Source organism: Erythrobacter sp. (genome assembly GCF_040217515.1).
Lineage (GTDB): Bacteria > Pseudomonadota > Alphaproteobacteria > Sphingomonadales > Sphingomonadaceae > Erythrobacter.
Genome location: NZ_JAVJPT010000005.1, coordinates 389,481 through 404,054 on the forward strand (window position 1 = coordinate 389,481; position 14,574 = coordinate 404,054).

Below are 14,574 nucleotides of genomic sequence, written 5' to 3' on the forward strand. Positions count from 1 at the left end.
TCAGTCGGGGAGTTCGTCGTTGAGGCGCAGGGCTTCGCCCGCGAGGTAGAGCGATCCGGCAATCAGCACCGGCAGGCCGTCACCGGGGATCGCGGCGAGTGCATCGGCGAGGTCGGCGGCGGCCTTCGCGTCCTCGCCGAAAGCCTGCGGCGGATGCGCCTCGTGCCCCGGCACCGGGACAACGGTGAGCGAGGCGATGCTGTCCATTAGCGGCTCTATGAGCGCGCGGGGATTCTTGTTCGCCAGCATTCCGAGGACGAGGTGCACGCTGGCCCCGGCGAAATGCGCGGCCAGCATCGCCCCGGCGCTCGGGTTGTGGCCGCCGTCGAGCCATGTCTCGCGCCCGTTCGTGAGCGGCCCGGGGCCAAGCCTTTGCAGCCGTGCGGGCCATCTGGCGGTGCGCAGCCCTGCGGCCATCGCCTCCGCCGACACCGCGAGACGCCCCTGATGGCGCAGCATGGCGACGGCCAGCCCTGCATTATCGACCTGGTGCGCGCCGGGGAGCGCGGGAAGCGGCAGGTCGAGCGTCCCCGCCGTATCGCGATATGCCAGCCGCCCGCCTTCTGCGCGCGCCTCCCACTTTTCGCCCTGCGACACCAGCGGCGCCCCGAAACGCTGCGCCTGCGCGGCGACCGTGCCTGTGGGTTGCGGACCATGGGCCAGCGTCACCAGCGGCACTCCCGCCTTGGCAATCCCCGCCTTCTCGAACCCGATCCGCGCCATGGGCTCTTCCGGCGTGCCTTCCTCGGGGGCGAGGAGGAACTTCTCATGGTCGAGCCCCAGCGCCGCTATTCCGCAGGCGGCAAGCGCATCGGGCTCCAGCACGTTGGTCGCATCGAAGCGCCCGCCCATGCCGACCTCGACAACGCAGGCATCGGCGGGGACGCGCGAAAAGGCGGTGAAGGCGGCGGCGATGGTGACCTCGAAGAAGCTGGGGTGGAGATCCTCGCCCGCATCCAGCACTTCTTCGAGCAGGTCGGCCAGCATGCCATCCCCGATCAATTCCCCGGCCAGCCGGATGCGCTCGTTGTAGCGCACGAGGTGGGGGCTGGTGGTGACGTGGACGCGGTAACCTTGCGCCTCCAGCATCGCGCGCAGCAACGCGCAGACCGAACCCTTGCCATTGGTCCCGGCGACATGGAACACCGGCGGCAGGGCGCGGTGCGGGTTGCCGAGCCGCTCCATAAGCGCGCGGATCGTGTCGAGCCCCAACCGCCCCTGCGGGACGCTCAGCGCCGAGAGACGGTCGAGTTGAGCCTGGACGCGCGGATCGTCGGACCGCCCGAAATCGAGCATGGGCGCGCTACGCCGCTTTCACCGGCTGGAGGTAATCGAGTACGGTCGCCAGCTGCGCCTTCAGGTCGCGGCGAGGCACCACCATGTCGACCATGCCGTGCTTCAGGAGATATTCGGCGCGCTGGAATCCTTCGGGCAATTGTTCGCGGATCGTGTCCTGGATCACCCGCTGGCCGGCAAAGCCGATCAGCGCGCCGGGCTCTGCGATCTGCACGTCGCCGAGCATGGCATAGCTCGCGGTGACGCCGCCGGTCGTCGGATCGGTGAGGACGACGATATAAGGCAGCCCCGCCTGCTTCAGCCTGCGCGTCATCACGGTCGCGCGCGGCATCTGCATGAGGCTGAGGATCCCCTCCTGCATCCGTGCGCCGCCCGCTGCCGTCACGACGACATAGGCGCAGCCGCGATCGAGCGCCTTTTGCGCGCCATTGATGAAAGCCTGGCCCACCGCCATGCCCATCGATCCGCCCATGAAGGAGAAATCCTGCACACCGACGACGGCGGGCCGTTCCTCGATCGCGCCGGAGCCGACGACGAAGGCGTCGTCATGCGGGTTCGCCGCGCGTGCGGCCTTCAGCCGGTCGGTGTATTTCTTCGAATCGCGGAATTTGAGCGGGTCCTCCGTGACCTTCGGCAGGGGCAGGAGCTCGTATCCCTCGTCGAGCAGCAGGCGCAGTCGCGCATCCGCGCCGATCCGGCCGTGATGGTCGCAGCGGGGGCAGACTTTCAGGTTCTCCTCATACTCGGCGACAAAGAGCATTTCCTGGCAGTTGGAGCACTTGATCCACAGATCCTTCTCGGTGCTCTTCTTCTCGGCGGAAAAGCCAAGCGAATTGCGGACGCGGGTGAACCAGCTCATGTTTCTTGCCTCTCGCGCGCGGATTTGATCGCGCCCACCATTGCCGAAGTCAGCTCTTCTAGCCGCTTCGGCGCCTCCTTGCCAAATTCGCCGACCAGATCGACGAAGGCCGAGCCGACAACGACCCCGTCGGCGACCCGGGCGATTTCGGCGGCCTGCTCGGGCGTCCTCACGCCGAATCCGACCGCGACGGGCAGGTCGGTGGACTGCTTGATCCGCTCGACATTGGCCTCGATGCTTTCGATCTGGGCCTGTTGCTTGCCGGTGATGCCCGCGACCGAGACGTAATAGATGAAGCCTTCGCTGCCTGCGATCACCGCCGGCAGGCGCGCTGCATCGGTCGTCGGCGTGGCAAGGCGGATGGGCGCGATGCCCCGTTCGCGCAGGGCGGGGCCGAGCGCCTCGTCCTCTTCGGGCGGGATGTCGACGCAGATGACCCCGTCCACGCCTGCCTTTTCGCACTGGTCCGCGAACCATTCCGGCCCGCGCCGGATCATCGGATTGGCATAGCCCATCAGGACAAGCGGGATGTCGGGATGCCGCTCGCGGAACTCGGCGGCGATGCGCAGCACGTCGGCACTCGTGGTCCCCGCGCCCAGCGAGCGCAGGTTGGCGTTCTGGATCGCGGGGCCGTCGGCCATGGGATCGGTGAAGGGCATCCCCAGCTCGATCACGTCCGCGCCCCCGCGCGCGAGCGCGTCGAGATTGGCCGCGGTGTCGCCATCGCCAGCGGTGATGAAGGCGACGAAGGCGGGGTGGGGCTTGGAGAAGGCGTTGGAGAGGCGGGTCATTTCAGAATTTTGGTCTCAGGCGCGAAAGCGCGAAACAGGGTATCCGCGAAGCTGGCAGCGACACCCGCGCTTGCTCCGATGATGCCAGTCCAGACCAAACTGCGTGGCTCGATAGCGGTAAACGCAAGGAACTGAACAGCGATAAGGGCGGCGGGGATGGCGAGCGCTACCCGAATTGCGATCATTGAAAGTCGGCGTCTCACATCTCCACTCCCAGCTTCTCGGCCACGGTGAAGATGTCCTTGTCGCCGCGTCCGCACAGATTCATCAGGATGATATCGTCCTTGTTCATCTGTTTCGCGCGCTGTGCCACCGCCGAAATCGCGTGGCTCGGCTCGAGCGCAGGAATGATCCCCTCGGTACGGCAGAGCAGTTGGAAGCCTTCGATTGCCTCGTCGTCGGTGACGGCGGTGTATTCGACGCGGCCCGATTCCTTGAGCCAGGCGTGTTCTGGCCCGATGCCGGGATAATCGAGGCCGGCGCTGATCGAGTGGCCCTCGGTGATCTGGCCGTCCTCGTCCTGCAGGAGGTAGGTCTTGTTGCCGTGCAGCACGCCCGGCGCTCCGCCGAGCAGGGATGCGGCGTGTTCGTCCCCGTCGAGCCCGTGGCCCGCCGCCTCGACGCCGAGCATCTTCACATCGGCATCGTCGAGGAAGGGGTGGAACAACCCAAGCGCGTTCGACCCGCCGCCGATGCAGGCAACGAGGAGGTCAGGCAGGCGCCCGACCCGCTCGAGCATCTGCGCGCGGGCCTCGGTCCCGATCACGCTCTGGAAATTGCGCACCATCTCCGGATAGGGATGCGGGCCGGCCGCGGTGCCGATGATGTAGAAGGTGTCGTGGACGTTCGCGACCCAGTCGCGCAAGGCATCGTTCATCGCGTCCTTGAGCGTCCCGCGACCGCTGGTGACGGGGACGACTTCGGCGCCAAGCAGCTTCATGCGAAAGACATTGGGCGATTGCCGCCGCACGTCCTCGGCGCCCATGTAGATGACGCAGGGCAGGCCGAAACGCGCGCACACGGTTGCGGTCGCGACCCCGTGCTGGCCCGCGCCGGTCTCGGCGATGATGCGGGTCTTGCCCATGCGCTTCGCCAGCAGGATCTGGCCGATGCAATTGTTGATCTTGTGCGCGCCGGTGTGATTGAGCTCGTCGCGCTTGAACCACACCTGCGCCCCGCCAAGCGCTTCGGTGAGGCGCTGGGCGAAATAGAGCGGGGAGGGGCGGCCGACATAGTGTTTCATCAGGTCGTCGAATTCGGCGGCGAATTCCGGATCGGCCTGCGCGGCGCGGTATTCCCGCTCCAGATCGAGCACGAGCGGCATCAGCGTTTCGGCGACATAGCGCCCGCCATAATCGCCGAAATGGCCGCGTTCGTCGGGCAGCGTGCGGAAGGAATTGGGAATGGTTTCGTTCATCATGTCTCTCGTGCTGAACGCGCCGCGTGGCAGAAGGCCGCGATTCTGTCCACGTCCTTGACCCCGGGCGCGCTTTCGAGGCCGGAGGAGGCATCGACCAGCGGCGCGCCGGTCGCGCGGATCGCCTCGGCGACGTTATCGGGGTTGAGCCCGCCCGCGAGGCCCCAGGCCACGGCGTGATCGTGGCGTGCAAGCAAGGTCCAGTCGAAGCCCACGCCATTGCCGCCGGGCAGCGCGCCCGCGGCCTCGGGCGGAGGCGCGTCGAACAGCAGGCGGTCGACCGCGCCTTTGTAGCGCGCCGATTTTTCCAGCGTCTCGGCGCTCCTTACCCCGATCGCGCGCCATGTCTCCACCCCCGTCTTTTCGCGCACGAGGGCGATCCATTCGGGCGTTTCCTTGCCGTGAAACTGGATCACGTCGGGCCGCACCGTCTCGATCGCTTTTGCGGTCGTCTCGATATCGGCGTTCACCAGCAGGAGCACCGCTTTGACCCCGGCAGGCAGGTCCGCGCGCAGCGAGGCGGCCTGTTCGAGGGTGACGTGGCGCGGGCTCGGCTCGAAATGGACGAAGCCGACATGGCTCGCGCCCGCCTCCACCGCGGCGGCGACGGTTTCAGGGGTGGAAAGCCCGCAAATCTTGATATTGGTGGTCATGCAAACAGCGTCAGTCGTTCTCGATCAGGCGGATGAGCGTTCCGTCCTTATCGACCATGTAGGCGATCGTCAGCCCGCTCGCTTCGGTTTTCGGCGCATGGAAGCGCGGAATGCCCCTCCCCGCCCGTGGCACGTCGCTCGCCTCGAGCAAGGTGACCATGGCCGCAAGGTCGTCGAGCCGGATGCAGCACGAAAACCAGCTCTCCTCGGGCACCAGGTCGGGGTGCGGGAAGAATTCGAGCACGGCGCGGCTGCCCTTCGGCCCACGATGGAGGATCATCCAGCCTGCGTCGCGATAGCCGCATTCGAAGCCGAACTGGGCGTAGAAGGCCCGTGTCGCGTCGAAATCGTGCGAGGGCAGGTTGGGGGTGGCGAAGTCGGGCATGGAGATCTCCTATCGCCCGGACTGAGCCACCGCCGCACCGGGTTACAGCTCGATTCGCCCGGCGCCGGATCGCTTTCGACCGGCGATGCACGGCGCGGTGCCTACAACGTCGCCTCGATCGCCCGCGCCGCTGCCACGGGGTCCTCGGCGCGGCTGATCGGGCGGCCGATCACCAGCACGCTCGCCCCCGCATCGCGCGCCGCGCGCGGGGTGACGACGCGTTTCTGGTCGCCCGTGCCGCTGCCCGGCAGGCGCAGGCCGGGCACGACGAAGAAGCCGTCCTTCCACGCCTTCCTCACCCGGCCGACCTCGTGGCCCGAGCACACGATCCCGTCGAGGCCGGCTTCGTGCGCGAGTTCGGCAAGGCGCATGACCTGCGTCTCCTCGCTGCCGTAAATGCCGGTCTTGGCAAGGTCGTTCGTATCGAGGCTGGTGAGCATGGTCACGCCCACGACCTTGCAGCCTTCGGCCGCCGCGGCCTTGGCATCCTCCATCATCGCTCGCCCGCCCGATGCGTGAACCGTGACGATGGCGGGTTCGTAGACATGGATCGCCTGCATCGCGGCTGCGACCGTGTTGGGGATGTCGTGGAATTTGAGGTCGAGAAAGATCGGCAGGCCCATGTGAGCGATCTCATGGACTCCGTGCGCTCCGTGCGCGCAGAAGAATTCGAGGCCGAGCTTGACCCCACCGATATGCGCTTTCACTCTCGAAAGCAGCGCCTTGGCCGGTTCGACCTGGGGTACGTCGAGAGCGAGATAGACCGGATTGCTCACATTCCCTCCGCCGGTTTTCCCGAGGCAGGATCGCGCCCCGCCGGGGTCAGCGTGTCGCCGCTCGCCGCCTCGCTGTCCACGGTTTCCGGCGTGGAGGCCGGGGCGGGAGCGGGCGTGCCGTCGTCCTCCTTGCCCGGTTCATGCCGGCGCGAGAGCGCATTCGACTTGATCGAGTTCTCGAGGCTGCGGATGCGGCGGTGCAGGCTCCACTTCACGCTGCGGTGATAGAGCCACATCGGCACGAGCCCGAGCAGGAAGGCGATGATGACAAGCGCGGGGACTTTCGTCTCGAGCACGAGATTGTCCCACAAGGTCACCTCGACCGGGTTCCAGTTGAAGAACGAAAAGGTGAGGATCGCGAACAGGATCAGCACCCAGGCGATGGTTCTCACGATCTGCATGGGGCTTTCCTCCTGTCCCTGGTGCGTCCGGCATCGCAAAGCCTAGGCGATTGCGCGGCAAGGTCCACCCCCGGCCGCCCGGTTCGGCCGAAAGAGCCTAGCCGAAGACCCGTGCGAAGATCGTGTCTACGTGGCGGAAGTGGTAATCGAGGTCGAACTTCTCCTCCAGCTCGGCTTCGGACAGCGCCGCCGTCACCTGCTCGTCGGCCTTGAGCAGGTCGAGCAGGGAGAGCGCACCCGACGATTCCCACACTTTCATCGCATTGCGCTGGACGATGGCATAGGCGTCCTCGCGGCTCACCCCCGCCTGCGTCAGCGCCAGCAGGACGCGCTGCGAGTGGACGAGCCCGCCCATCGCATCGAGATTGCGCTGCATGCGGTCGGGATAGACCAGCAGCTTGTCGACGACACCGGTGAGTCGCGCGAGTGCGAAATCGAGCGTGATCGTCGCATCCGGCCCGATGAACCGCTCGACCGAGGAATGGGAGATGTCGCGTTCGTGCCACAGCGCCACGTTTTCGAGCGCGGGCAGGGCGTAGCTGCGGATCATGCGCGCCTGGCCGGTGAGATTTTCGGTCAGGACCGGATTGCGCTTGTGCGGCATTGCGGAAGACCCCTTCTGGCCGGGCGAGAAATATTCCTCCGCCTCGAGCACTTCGGTGCGCTGGAGGTGGCGGATTTCCACTGCGAGCCGTTCGATCGATCCTGCGATCACCGCGAGCGTGGCGAAATACATTGCGTGCCGGTCGCGCGGGATGACCTGCGTGCTGATGGGTTCGGGCGAGAGGCCCATTTTCTCCGCGACATGCGCCTCGACCGCGGGGTCGATATTGGCGAAAGTCCCGACCGCGCCCGAGATCGCGCAGGTCGCGATTTCCGCCCGCGCGGCGACGAGGCGGGCGCGGCAGCGGTCGAATTCGGCATGGGCCTGGGCCAGTTTCAGCCCGAAAGTGACAGGCTCGGCATGGATCCCGTGGCTGCGGCCGATGGTCGGGGTGTATTTGTGCTCTTCCGCACGCCGTTTCAGCGCGGCGAGCAGCGCATCGAGATCTTCCAGCAGGATATCCGAGGCGCGCGCCAATTGCACCGCAAGCGTCGTGTCGAGAACGTCGCTCGACGTCATGCCCTGGTGCATGAACCGCGCTTCCTCGCCGACCTGCTCGGCGACCCAGGTGAGGAAGGCGATCACGTCATGCTTGGTTACCGCCTCGATCGCGTCGATCGCGGCGACGTCGATTTCGGGGTCGGTCGCCCACCAGTCCCACAGCGCCTTCGCGGCCGATTCCGGCACGACGCCGAGCGCGCCCAGCTTTTCGGTCGCATGGGCTTCGATCTCGAACCAGATGCGGTATTTCGCCTCCGGCTCCCACAGGGCGGTCATGGCGGGGCGGGCATAGCGGGGGACCATCGCAGGGCTCCGGTGAAGGTGAACGGGTGAGCGGCGGCTAGGCCGCGTGCCGTCTCATGGCAAGCCCCGGCTAGATGAGCCCCTTGGCCCTCAGCGAGACATGCCCTTCGCGCCCGACGATGACGTGGTCGTGCACCGTCACGCCCAATAGCCGCCCGGCCTCGGCGATGCGCCGGGTGATATCGATATCGGCGCGGCTCGGCTCGGGATTGCCGGATGGGTGGTTATGCACGAGGATCAGCGCAGCTGCGCCCACGTCCATCGCCCGGCGGATCACCTCGCGCGGGTGCAGGCTCGCCTCGTCGATCGTTCCGTCGGCGAGGTGGTGGTCGTCGATCAGGCGATTCTTCGTATCGAGATAGAGGATGCGCACCCGCTCGACCGTCAGGTGCGCCATGTCGATGGCGAGATAGTCGATCAGCGCCTGCCAGCTGCCCAGAACCGGCTTCGAGCCGACCTCGCTGCGCGCCATGCGCCGCGCGGCCACGGCCACCGACTTGAGCGCGGCGGCGCTGGTTTCGCCCACGCCCTTGACCCGCTGAAGCGCCTTGGGATCGGCGTTGAGAACCGCCGAGAGCGAGCCGAAGACCCTGAGCAGCTCCTTCGCCACCGGCTTGGTGTCGCCCTGCCGCATCCCGGCAAACAGGAGATATTCGAGCACTTCGTAATCGGCCAGCGCCTCGGCCCCGCCCTTGAGCAGACGCTCGCGCAGCCTTGCGCGGTGGCCGGTCCCGGCGTTCTTGCCGCTGTCCGATCCGGACGGTTCGGCCCGAGAGCGCGAGGAGGGGGAGGCAGCGACCCGGCCCGGCTTGCCGTCCTCCTCGCCGAAATCGAAGCTGTCGTCGCTGTCCGGCAATGCCCTTCGCGCCCCTGCTGCCTTCGTGCTTCATTGCCTTTGCCGCGCTTGTGGCGCAAGTGGGCGCTACGATGGCGAGCGCCCGCGACACAGGCACCGACGGCGAGGAAGACAGCGTGCGGCGCGCGCGCCGGGGAGTGTGGATCGGCGCGTTCTTGCTCGGCCTGCTGCTGCTTGCGCTTCTTGCCGTGTGGGGCGCGCGGGAGGATATCGCGGGCAGCGCGATGGATGACCGACTCGCCGCGCTGGACATTCCTGCGCAATACGAGATCGTCTCGCTCACCGCGCGCGAAGCGGTGCTCGCCGATATCAGGCTCGGCGATCCCGACCGGCCCGATCTCACGGCAAAGCGGGCGGTTGTCGGCCTGCGTTACCGCCTCGGCCTGCCGCGTATCGGCCGCGTGCGGCTCGAAGGCGCGCGCCTTTATGCAAGCTGGCAGGACGGCGCGCTCAGCCTAGGCGCGCTCGACCCGCTGCTGGAGCCGGGCGAGGGCGAGCCGGGCCTGCCCGATATCGACCTCGAACTGGTCGATGCGCGCGCGCTGGTGCTGACCGATTACGGCAGGGTGGGGATCAAGGCGCAGGGGTCGGGGCGGCTCGATGACGGGTTCTCGGGCGAACTCGCCGCGAGTGCGCCGGGTCTGGGCAGCGAAGGCTGCCGGGCCGGCGGCGCGACGCTCTATGGCGATGTGACAAGCGAGGCGGGTGCGCTTTCCTTTGCCGGTCCGGTGCGGCTGCGCGAGGCGCAGTGCGGGGGATTGCGCCTTGCCCGCGCCGATATCGCCGCGCGGCTGGTCGTCCCGGCGAGCTTCGACGCGCTCGATGCGCGCTTCGACCTCGCGGCCGAGCGAATCGCGGGCGGCGGGGGCGCGGCCGCGCGGCTCACGGGAAGCGGGCGCGCCGGCTGGGCGGAGGGCGTATTCAACCTGCGCCACGATCTCGCAGTGGAAGGGGTCGATGCCGGGTTCGGCCGGTTTGCCCGGATCGAGGCGGACGGGGCGCTGCGCAGCGTCGATGGCTTTGCGCGCAGCGAATGGGACGGGGAGGTCACGGGCGAGGGGCTCGGCCTTGCAGCGTTCGATGGCGACGGCGCGGCGCAGCTGGAGAGCGCGGTGCAGGGCACGCCGATCGCCCCCCTGGCCGCCAGATTCGCGCGCAATTTCCGCGCTGCGAGCAGAGACGGCCGCGTCCGCGCCGATCTGACCGCCCGGATCGAGGACGGGGCGTTGTCGCTGGTCATTCCCGAGGCGCGGCTCGAAAGCGGTGCGGGCGAGGCGATCCTCGCCGCCTCGCGGGTCAGCTGGTCGGCCGGCGCGCTGCGCGGCAACCTGATGACCGGCGGCGCAGGGCTACCCCGCATCACCGGGCGAATGGAGCAGGCCGAAGGCGGCGGCGATCTCGTCTTCCGCCTTGCCATGGCACCTTACGAGGCGTCCTCGCAGGACGGCGCAGCTGCATCCGGGGCGCGCCTTGCCGTGCCCCGGATGGAGCTGCGCCGGACTGGTGCTGGCTTTGCCTTTGCCGGCCTCGTCGAGACGAGCGGGCCGATCCCCGGCGGGCGGGTCGAAGGCCTGCGCCTGCCGCTTTCGGGGACTTATGGCAACGGCACGCTCGCGATCGGGCGGCGCTGCGCCGCGATTGCCTTCGAGGGGCTTTCCTATGCCGCGCTCGAACTCGGGCGCGAGAGCATCACCGTGTGCCCCGACAGCGCGCGGGCCATGCTGGTTTACGACCGGGCCTTGCGCCTTTCGCTTGCCGCCGAGGACCTTGCGCTCGCCGGGACGCTCGGCGGGGCGCGCCTGCGGCTCGGGGCGGCGCGGGCGGGCCTTGCAAGCGAAGGTTTTGCGGTCGACGATGCGCGCATCGTGCTGGGCGAGGACGAGGCCGCCATCCGCCTGTCGGCGGCTACGCTGACGGGGGAGATAGCGGGCGGCCTGTCCGGGCGGTTCGCGGGCGGAGCGGCGGGGCTCGATGCGGTGCCGCTGGACCTGGCCGCGCTATCGGGCGACTGGCGCTACGAGGACGACATGCTGCGGATCGAACGCGGCGGCTTCCTGCTGTCCGAACGCAACGGCGACGAGGCCCGGTTCGAGCCGCTCGTCGCGCGCGATGCGCTGCTTACGCTCGATGAAGACACGATCCGCGCCGAGGCGACCTTGCGCAACCCGGCCTCCGACGCAGCGGTTACGCGGGTCCTCGTCCGCCACGATCTCGACACGGCCCGCGGCAGCGCGCGGCTCGACGTGCCCGGCGTGGCGTTCGGCGACGCGCTCGCGCCGGAAGACCTGACCTATCTCGTCAAAGGCGTCGTCGCCGATGTCGAGGGCACGGTGAGCGGCGAGGGGCTGATCGAATGGGACGGCGAGGACGTGACAAGCTCCGGCCGGTTCCGCAGCGATTCGCTCGACCTCGCCGCCGCCTTCGGCCCGCTCACCGGCCTTTCCGGCGAGATCGTGTTCACCGACCTTTTGAACCTGACCACGGTGCCCGGGCAGGTGGTGACGATCGAGACGATCAATCCCGGCATCGAAGTTCTCGCCGGGCGGGTCGCCTTTTCGCTCGAAGGCGGGCAGGTCGTGAAGGTGGAGGATGCGCGCTGGCCCTTCATGGGCGGGACCCTGATCATGCGCCCGGTCGTGCTCGATTATGGCCGGTCGGGCGACAAGGCCTATGTCTTCGAGGTCGTCGGGCTGGAAGCGGAGCGCTTCGTTGCCGAGATGGAGCTGACCAACCTTTCCGCTACCGGGACATTCGACGGGGCGGTCCCGATCGTGTTCGACGGCGAGGGGAATGGCCGGATCGAAGGCGGCCTGCTGATATCGCGCCCGCCAGGCGGCAATGTCTCCTATATCGGCGAGCTGACCTATGAGGACATGGGCGCGATGGCGAATTTCGCGTTCCAGGCGCTGCGCTCGCTCGATTACACGCAGATGGCGGTCGCACTCGAAGGGAATCTCGCGGGCGAGATCATCACCCGTTTCACATTCGACGGCGTGCGCCAGGGCGAGGGGGCGAGCCGCAATTTTCTGACCCGCCGCCTGTCGCGCCTGCCGATCCGTTTCAAGGTCAATGTCCGCTCCGAGAACTTCCACGAACTCGCCACTATGGTGCGCTCGTTCTGGGATGCGGACTATGTCCGCAATCCGGTCGATCGCGGCCTGATGACGACCGGGGATGGCCGTTTCGTGCCGCGCGACCCGCCACCCGGCGAAGCGCCGACCGTCGCCCCGGAAGCGACCCGCCCCGAAGACCCGCCCGTTCAACCGCCAGAAAGCGAAGAAACCCTATGATCCTTGCGAAATTGACCGGACCCGCCGGCCCTGCCAAGACCTTCGGCCTGATCGAGGCGGGAGCGAATGCGGCGATGGCGGGGCGATGGAGGAATGGGCGTTGCGCGGCATTGCTGCTGGCGATCATGCTCGGCGGGTGCATCAACGTGAACGCGCCCGACAAGCCGATCGTGATCGAGCTCAACATCAATATCCGGCAGGAAGTGATCTACCGGCTGGCCGAGGACGCGGCCGACACGATCGAGGAAAATGCGGATATCTTCTGAAGCACGGAAGGGTTCGCGGGCTTGGAGAAACGTGATGCGCGATATTGTTCGAGGCGGAATGCTGGCGGCGGCTGCGGGCGCGGCGCTGGCCGCGGGGTTCGCGGCGCCCGCGATGGCCCAGCGCGACCCGGCCTATGCCGCCGCGCGGGCCGAGGGCAAGGTGGGTGAGGGCAGGGACGGCTATCTCGCCATAGTCGGCCAGCCCACTCCTGCGCTCCAGCGGCTGGTCGACGACATCAACATCAAGCGCCGCGCGGTCTATGCGAAAAAGGCGCGGGAAAACAACGCGACGATCGAGGAATTCGCCTTTACCGCCGGCTGCCAGGCGATCGCGCGGACCGTGCCGGGGGAAAAGTACCAGGGCCCCGATGGCTCGTGGAAAACCCGCACCAGCGCGCCGCCCGATCGCGACCCGCGGTGTCCCTGATTTTTCGCGGGCGATGAAGGAAGGAATCCTTGAAGGCGTGCCGTCGCGCCCGGGGCATCTTTGCCGCCGGCAAAGCGCATTCCCTCCTCGACCTTGCGAGGTCGGTGCGCCGCCTTGCGCGGTCTTGTGCAGCGCAAGATAATCGCGCGGCGCGCCGGGTCCTACGGTTGACTTGGGTTTGGCCCCCTTCTAAGGGGTCCGCGCCCTCGGCGGGCACCTCCTAGACCGTGCCAGGCGGACCAATCGGGAAAGCAGGCATGAGCGACGAGAAACCCGCCCGAGAATCCAATGCCGAGGATGCGCGGATCGACGCGCTCGAAGCGCGGCTCGAAGCCGCACGCGAGCGTGAGGAAAAGCGCAACCGGCCAAAGGTGCAGGGGACCGATGCGAATTACCGCGCCGGGAACCGTGCATTGGCGGACCTGATCGGCGGGATACTTGGAGGCGCTGTGATCGGCTGGGCCATAGATGCCCTTGCCGGGACCACGCCCTGGGGTCTGTTGGCCTTCCTGTTCCTCGGAACGGCGGCGGCTTTCAGGAACATTATTGTTTCGGCGAACAAGCGCCCCGAGGTGAAGCCCGACGATCCCAACGAGGATGGGCCGGATCCGGGGCGCGGTTCATAAAGGGATCGAAGGACCGACAACGTGGCAGCCGAAGAAGGCAAAGTCGATCCGATGAAGCAGTTCATGCTCGAGCCCCTGTTCGGCTCGGAAGGCTGGGAACTGGCGGGTTTCAACATCGCGTTCACCAATTCCGCGCTGTGGATGGCGATCACCGTCGTCCTGCTGTGGGCTTTCGTCGCCGGCGGGATGAAGCGCGAGCTCGTGCCCGGACGCTGGCAGATGGCGGTGGAAAGCTTCACCGGCTTCATCGACGACATGCTCGAAGCGAATGTGGGCAAGGCGGGGCGCAAATACGTGCCCTACATCTTCTCGCTGTTCATGTTCATCCTCTTCGCCAACCTGCTCGGCCTGCTGCCGATCGGCGTGTTCGGGGTCCATCCCTTTACCTTCACCAGCCATTTCACCGTGACCGGCGTGCTCGCGATCCTGAGTTTCTCGATCGTCCTCATCGTCGGTTTCTCGAAGCATGGCCTGCATTTCTTCTCGCTGTTCGTGCCGCACGGAACGCCGCTCTGGCTGATCTGGCTCATCCCGGTGATCGAGCTGATTTCCTTCCTCGTGCGCCCCTTCAGCCTGGCGCTGCGCCTGTTCGTGGCGATGATGGCGGGGCACGTCCTGCTCAAGGTCCTCTCGAGCTTCGTCATCGACAGCGTCAATGCCGGCGCACTGTTCGGCGGGTTCATCGGCGTGCCGAGCTTCCTGCTCATGATCGCCATCAGCGCGCTGGAAATCCTCGTCGCGGGGATCCAGGCCTATGTTTTCGCGCTCCTCACGTCGCTTTACATCAACGACGCCGAGAACCTTCACTAAGTCACCCTTTTTCCCAGCAAACAGTTTTGAATCCAAAGGAGTTTTGAAATGGATCCTGAAGCAGCCAAGCTCGTCGGTGCCGGCCTCGCAGCGATCGGTGCCGGTATGGCCGCCATCGGCGTGGGCAATGTCTTCGGCTCGTTCCTCGAAAGCGCACTGCGCAATCCGGGCGCGGCCGACGGCCAGCAGGGCCGCCTGTTCATCGGCTTCGCCGCGGCGGAACTTCTCGGCCTGCTGGCCTTCGTCGTCGCGATGATCCTGATCTTCGTCGCCTGACACCTGTCGGGGGCGCGAGGCGCACCAGCGCCGAGCG

16 protein-coding genes are annotated in these 14,574 nt (G+C 67.3%); 6 read left to right on the plus strand and 10 right to left on the minus strand.

What is annotated here, in order from left to right:
* The 10 genes from RIB52_RS07855 to radC all read right to left on the minus strand — a co-directional run bounded on the left by RIB52_RS07855 (window position 1) and on the right by radC (window position 8,842).
* Entirely contained in the window at window positions 1-1,296 is a 1,296-nt protein-coding gene (locus RIB52_RS07855; RefSeq protein WP_350174647.1) for a bifunctional folylpolyglutamate synthase/dihydrofolate synthase, read from the minus strand.
* Between the two features lie 7 nt (window positions 1,297-1,303).
* Window positions 1,304-2,155: an acetyl-CoA carboxylase, carboxyltransferase subunit beta gene (gene accD, locus RIB52_RS07860; protein WP_350174649.1), complete on the minus strand. Its 852-nt coding sequence runs from the start codon at window positions 2,153-2,155 to the stop codon at window positions 1,304-1,306.
* On the minus strand, window positions 2,152-2,946 hold the full coding sequence (trpA, locus tag RIB52_RS07865; RefSeq protein ID WP_350174651.1) for a tryptophan synthase subunit alpha: 795 nt from the start codon (window positions 2,944-2,946) through the stop codon (window positions 2,152-2,154). Before trpA ends, accD begins: the two co-directional genes overlap by 4 nt.
* A gap of 199 nt (window positions 2,947-3,145) precedes the next feature.
* Window positions 3,146-4,363, minus strand: coding sequence for a tryptophan synthase subunit beta (gene trpB, locus RIB52_RS07870; protein ID WP_350174785.1), 1,218 nt, complete (start codon window positions 4,361-4,363; stop codon window positions 3,146-3,148).
* Window positions 4,363-5,016, minus strand: coding sequence for a phosphoribosylanthranilate isomerase (locus tag RIB52_RS07875; protein ID WP_350174653.1), 654 nt, complete (start codon window positions 5,014-5,016; stop codon window positions 4,363-4,365). The genes trpB and RIB52_RS07875 overlap by 1 nt, the downstream gene beginning before the upstream one ends.
* A 10-nt stretch (window positions 5,017-5,026) precedes the next feature.
* The gene (locus RIB52_RS07880) at window positions 5,027-5,401 is read right to left on the minus strand and encodes a bleomycin resistance protein (protein ID WP_350174655.1); all 375 of its coding nucleotides are present in this window, start codon (window positions 5,399-5,401) and stop codon (window positions 5,027-5,029) included.
* 101 nt (window positions 5,402-5,502) lie between these two features.
* Window positions 5,503-6,177, minus strand: coding sequence for an orotidine-5'-phosphate decarboxylase (pyrF, locus tag RIB52_RS07885; protein WP_350174657.1), 675 nt, complete (start codon window positions 6,175-6,177; stop codon window positions 5,503-5,505).
* Window positions 6,174-6,578, minus strand: a complete 405-nt coding sequence (locus tag RIB52_RS07890; protein WP_350174659.1) for a LapA family protein — start codon at window positions 6,576-6,578, stop codon at window positions 6,174-6,176. The genes pyrF and RIB52_RS07890 overlap by 4 nt, the downstream gene beginning before the upstream one ends.
* Before the next feature lie 97 nt (window positions 6,579-6,675).
* Window positions 6,676-7,986, minus strand: coding sequence for an adenylosuccinate lyase (purB, locus tag RIB52_RS07895; RefSeq protein WP_350174661.1), 1,311 nt, complete (start codon window positions 7,984-7,986; stop codon window positions 6,676-6,678).
* A 70-nt stretch (window positions 7,987-8,056) separates the two neighbouring features.
* Window positions 8,057-8,842 carry a RadC family protein gene (gene radC / locus RIB52_RS07900; RefSeq protein WP_502879492.1) on the minus strand — a complete coding sequence of 262 codons (786 nt, stop codon included), beginning with the start codon at window positions 8,840-8,842 and terminating at the stop codon, window positions 8,057-8,059.
* A 71-nt stretch (window positions 8,843-8,913) separates the two neighbouring features.
* On the opposite strand from radC, the gene RIB52_RS07905 reads away from it, so the two are divergent.
* The 6 genes from RIB52_RS07905 to RIB52_RS07930 all read left to right on the plus strand — a co-directional run bounded on the left by RIB52_RS07905 (window position 8,914) and on the right by RIB52_RS07930 (window position 14,537).
* On the plus strand, window positions 8,914-12,132 hold the full coding sequence (locus RIB52_RS07905) for an intermembrane phospholipid transport protein YdbH family protein (RefSeq protein ID WP_350174663.1): 3,219 nt from the start codon (window positions 8,914-8,916) through the stop codon (window positions 12,130-12,132).
* Window positions 12,129-12,398 (plus strand): YnbE family lipoprotein, encoded by a 270-nt coding sequence (locus RIB52_RS07910; RefSeq protein ID WP_350174665.1) that lies wholly within the window; start codon window positions 12,129-12,131, stop codon window positions 12,396-12,398. Before RIB52_RS07905 ends, RIB52_RS07910 begins: the two co-directional genes overlap by 4 nt.
* Window positions 12,399-12,432: 34 nt before the next feature.
* Entirely contained in the window at window positions 12,433-12,825 is a 393-nt protein-coding gene (locus RIB52_RS07915; protein ID WP_350174667.1) for a YdbL family probable chaperone protein, read from the plus strand.
* Window positions 12,826-13,082: 257 nt separating this feature from the next.
* Window positions 13,083-13,451 (plus strand): AtpZ/AtpI family protein, encoded by a 369-nt coding sequence (locus tag RIB52_RS07920; RefSeq protein ID WP_350174669.1) that lies wholly within the window; start codon window positions 13,083-13,085, stop codon window positions 13,449-13,451.
* A gap of 51 nt (window positions 13,452-13,502) precedes the next feature.
* Entirely contained in the window at window positions 13,503-14,261 is a 759-nt protein-coding gene (locus RIB52_RS07925; RefSeq protein ID WP_350174789.1) for a F0F1 ATP synthase subunit A, read from the plus strand.
* Window positions 14,262-14,309: 48 nt separating this feature from the next.
* Window positions 14,310-14,537 carry a F0F1 ATP synthase subunit C gene (locus RIB52_RS07930; RefSeq protein WP_069310461.1) on the plus strand — a complete coding sequence of 76 codons (228 nt, stop codon included), beginning with the start codon at window positions 14,310-14,312 and terminating at the stop codon, window positions 14,535-14,537.
* Window positions 14,538-14,574 lie beyond the last annotated feature (37 nt).

Bases quoted from the DNA above. Each gene is read 5' to 3' on its own strand.
- RIB52_RS07855 (WP_350174647.1), bottom strand. From the start codon at position 1,296: ATGCTCGATTTCGGGCGGTCCGACGATCCGCGCGTCCAGGCTCAACTC.
- accD (WP_350174649.1), bottom strand. From the start codon at position 2,155: ATGAGCTGGTTCACCCGCGTCCGCAATTCGCTTGGCTTTTCCGCCGAG.
- trpA (WP_350174651.1), bottom strand. From the start codon at position 2,946: ATGACCCGCCTCTCCAACGCCTTCTCCAAGCCCCACCCCGCCTTCGTC.
- trpB (WP_350174785.1), bottom strand. From the start codon at position 4,363: ATGAACGAAACCATTCCCAATTCCTTCCGCACGCTGCCCGACGAACGC.
- RIB52_RS07875 (WP_350174653.1), bottom strand. From the start codon at position 5,016: ATGACCACCAATATCAAGATTTGCGGGCTTTCCACCCCTGAAACCGTC.
- RIB52_RS07880 (WP_350174655.1), bottom strand. From the start codon at position 5,401: ATGCCCGACTTCGCCACCCCCAACCTGCCCTCGCACGATTTCGACGCG.
- RIB52_RS07890 (WP_350174659.1), bottom strand. From the start codon at position 6,578: ATGCAGATCGTGAGAACCATCGCCTGGGTGCTGATCCTGTTCGCGATC.
- purB (WP_350174661.1), bottom strand. From the start codon at position 7,986: ATGGTCCCCCGCTATGCCCGCCCCGCCATGACCGCCCTGTGGGAGCCG.
- RIB52_RS07905 (WP_350174663.1), top strand. From the start codon at position 8,914: ATGGCGAGCGCCCGCGACACAGGCACCGACGGCGAGGAAGACAGCGTG.
- RIB52_RS07910 (WP_350174665.1), top strand. From the start codon at position 12,129: ATGATCCTTGCGAAATTGACCGGACCCGCCGGCCCTGCCAAGACCTTC.
- RIB52_RS07915 (WP_350174667.1), top strand. From the start codon at position 12,433: ATGCGCGATATTGTTCGAGGCGGAATGCTGGCGGCGGCTGCGGGCGCG.
- RIB52_RS07920 (WP_350174669.1), top strand. From the start codon at position 13,083: ATGAGCGACGAGAAACCCGCCCGAGAATCCAATGCCGAGGATGCGCGG.
- RIB52_RS07925 (WP_350174789.1), top strand. From the start codon at position 13,503: ATGAAGCAGTTCATGCTCGAGCCCCTGTTCGGCTCGGAAGGCTGGGAA.
- RIB52_RS07930 (WP_069310461.1), top strand. From the start codon at position 14,310: ATGGATCCTGAAGCAGCCAAGCTCGTCGGTGCCGGCCTCGCAGCGATC.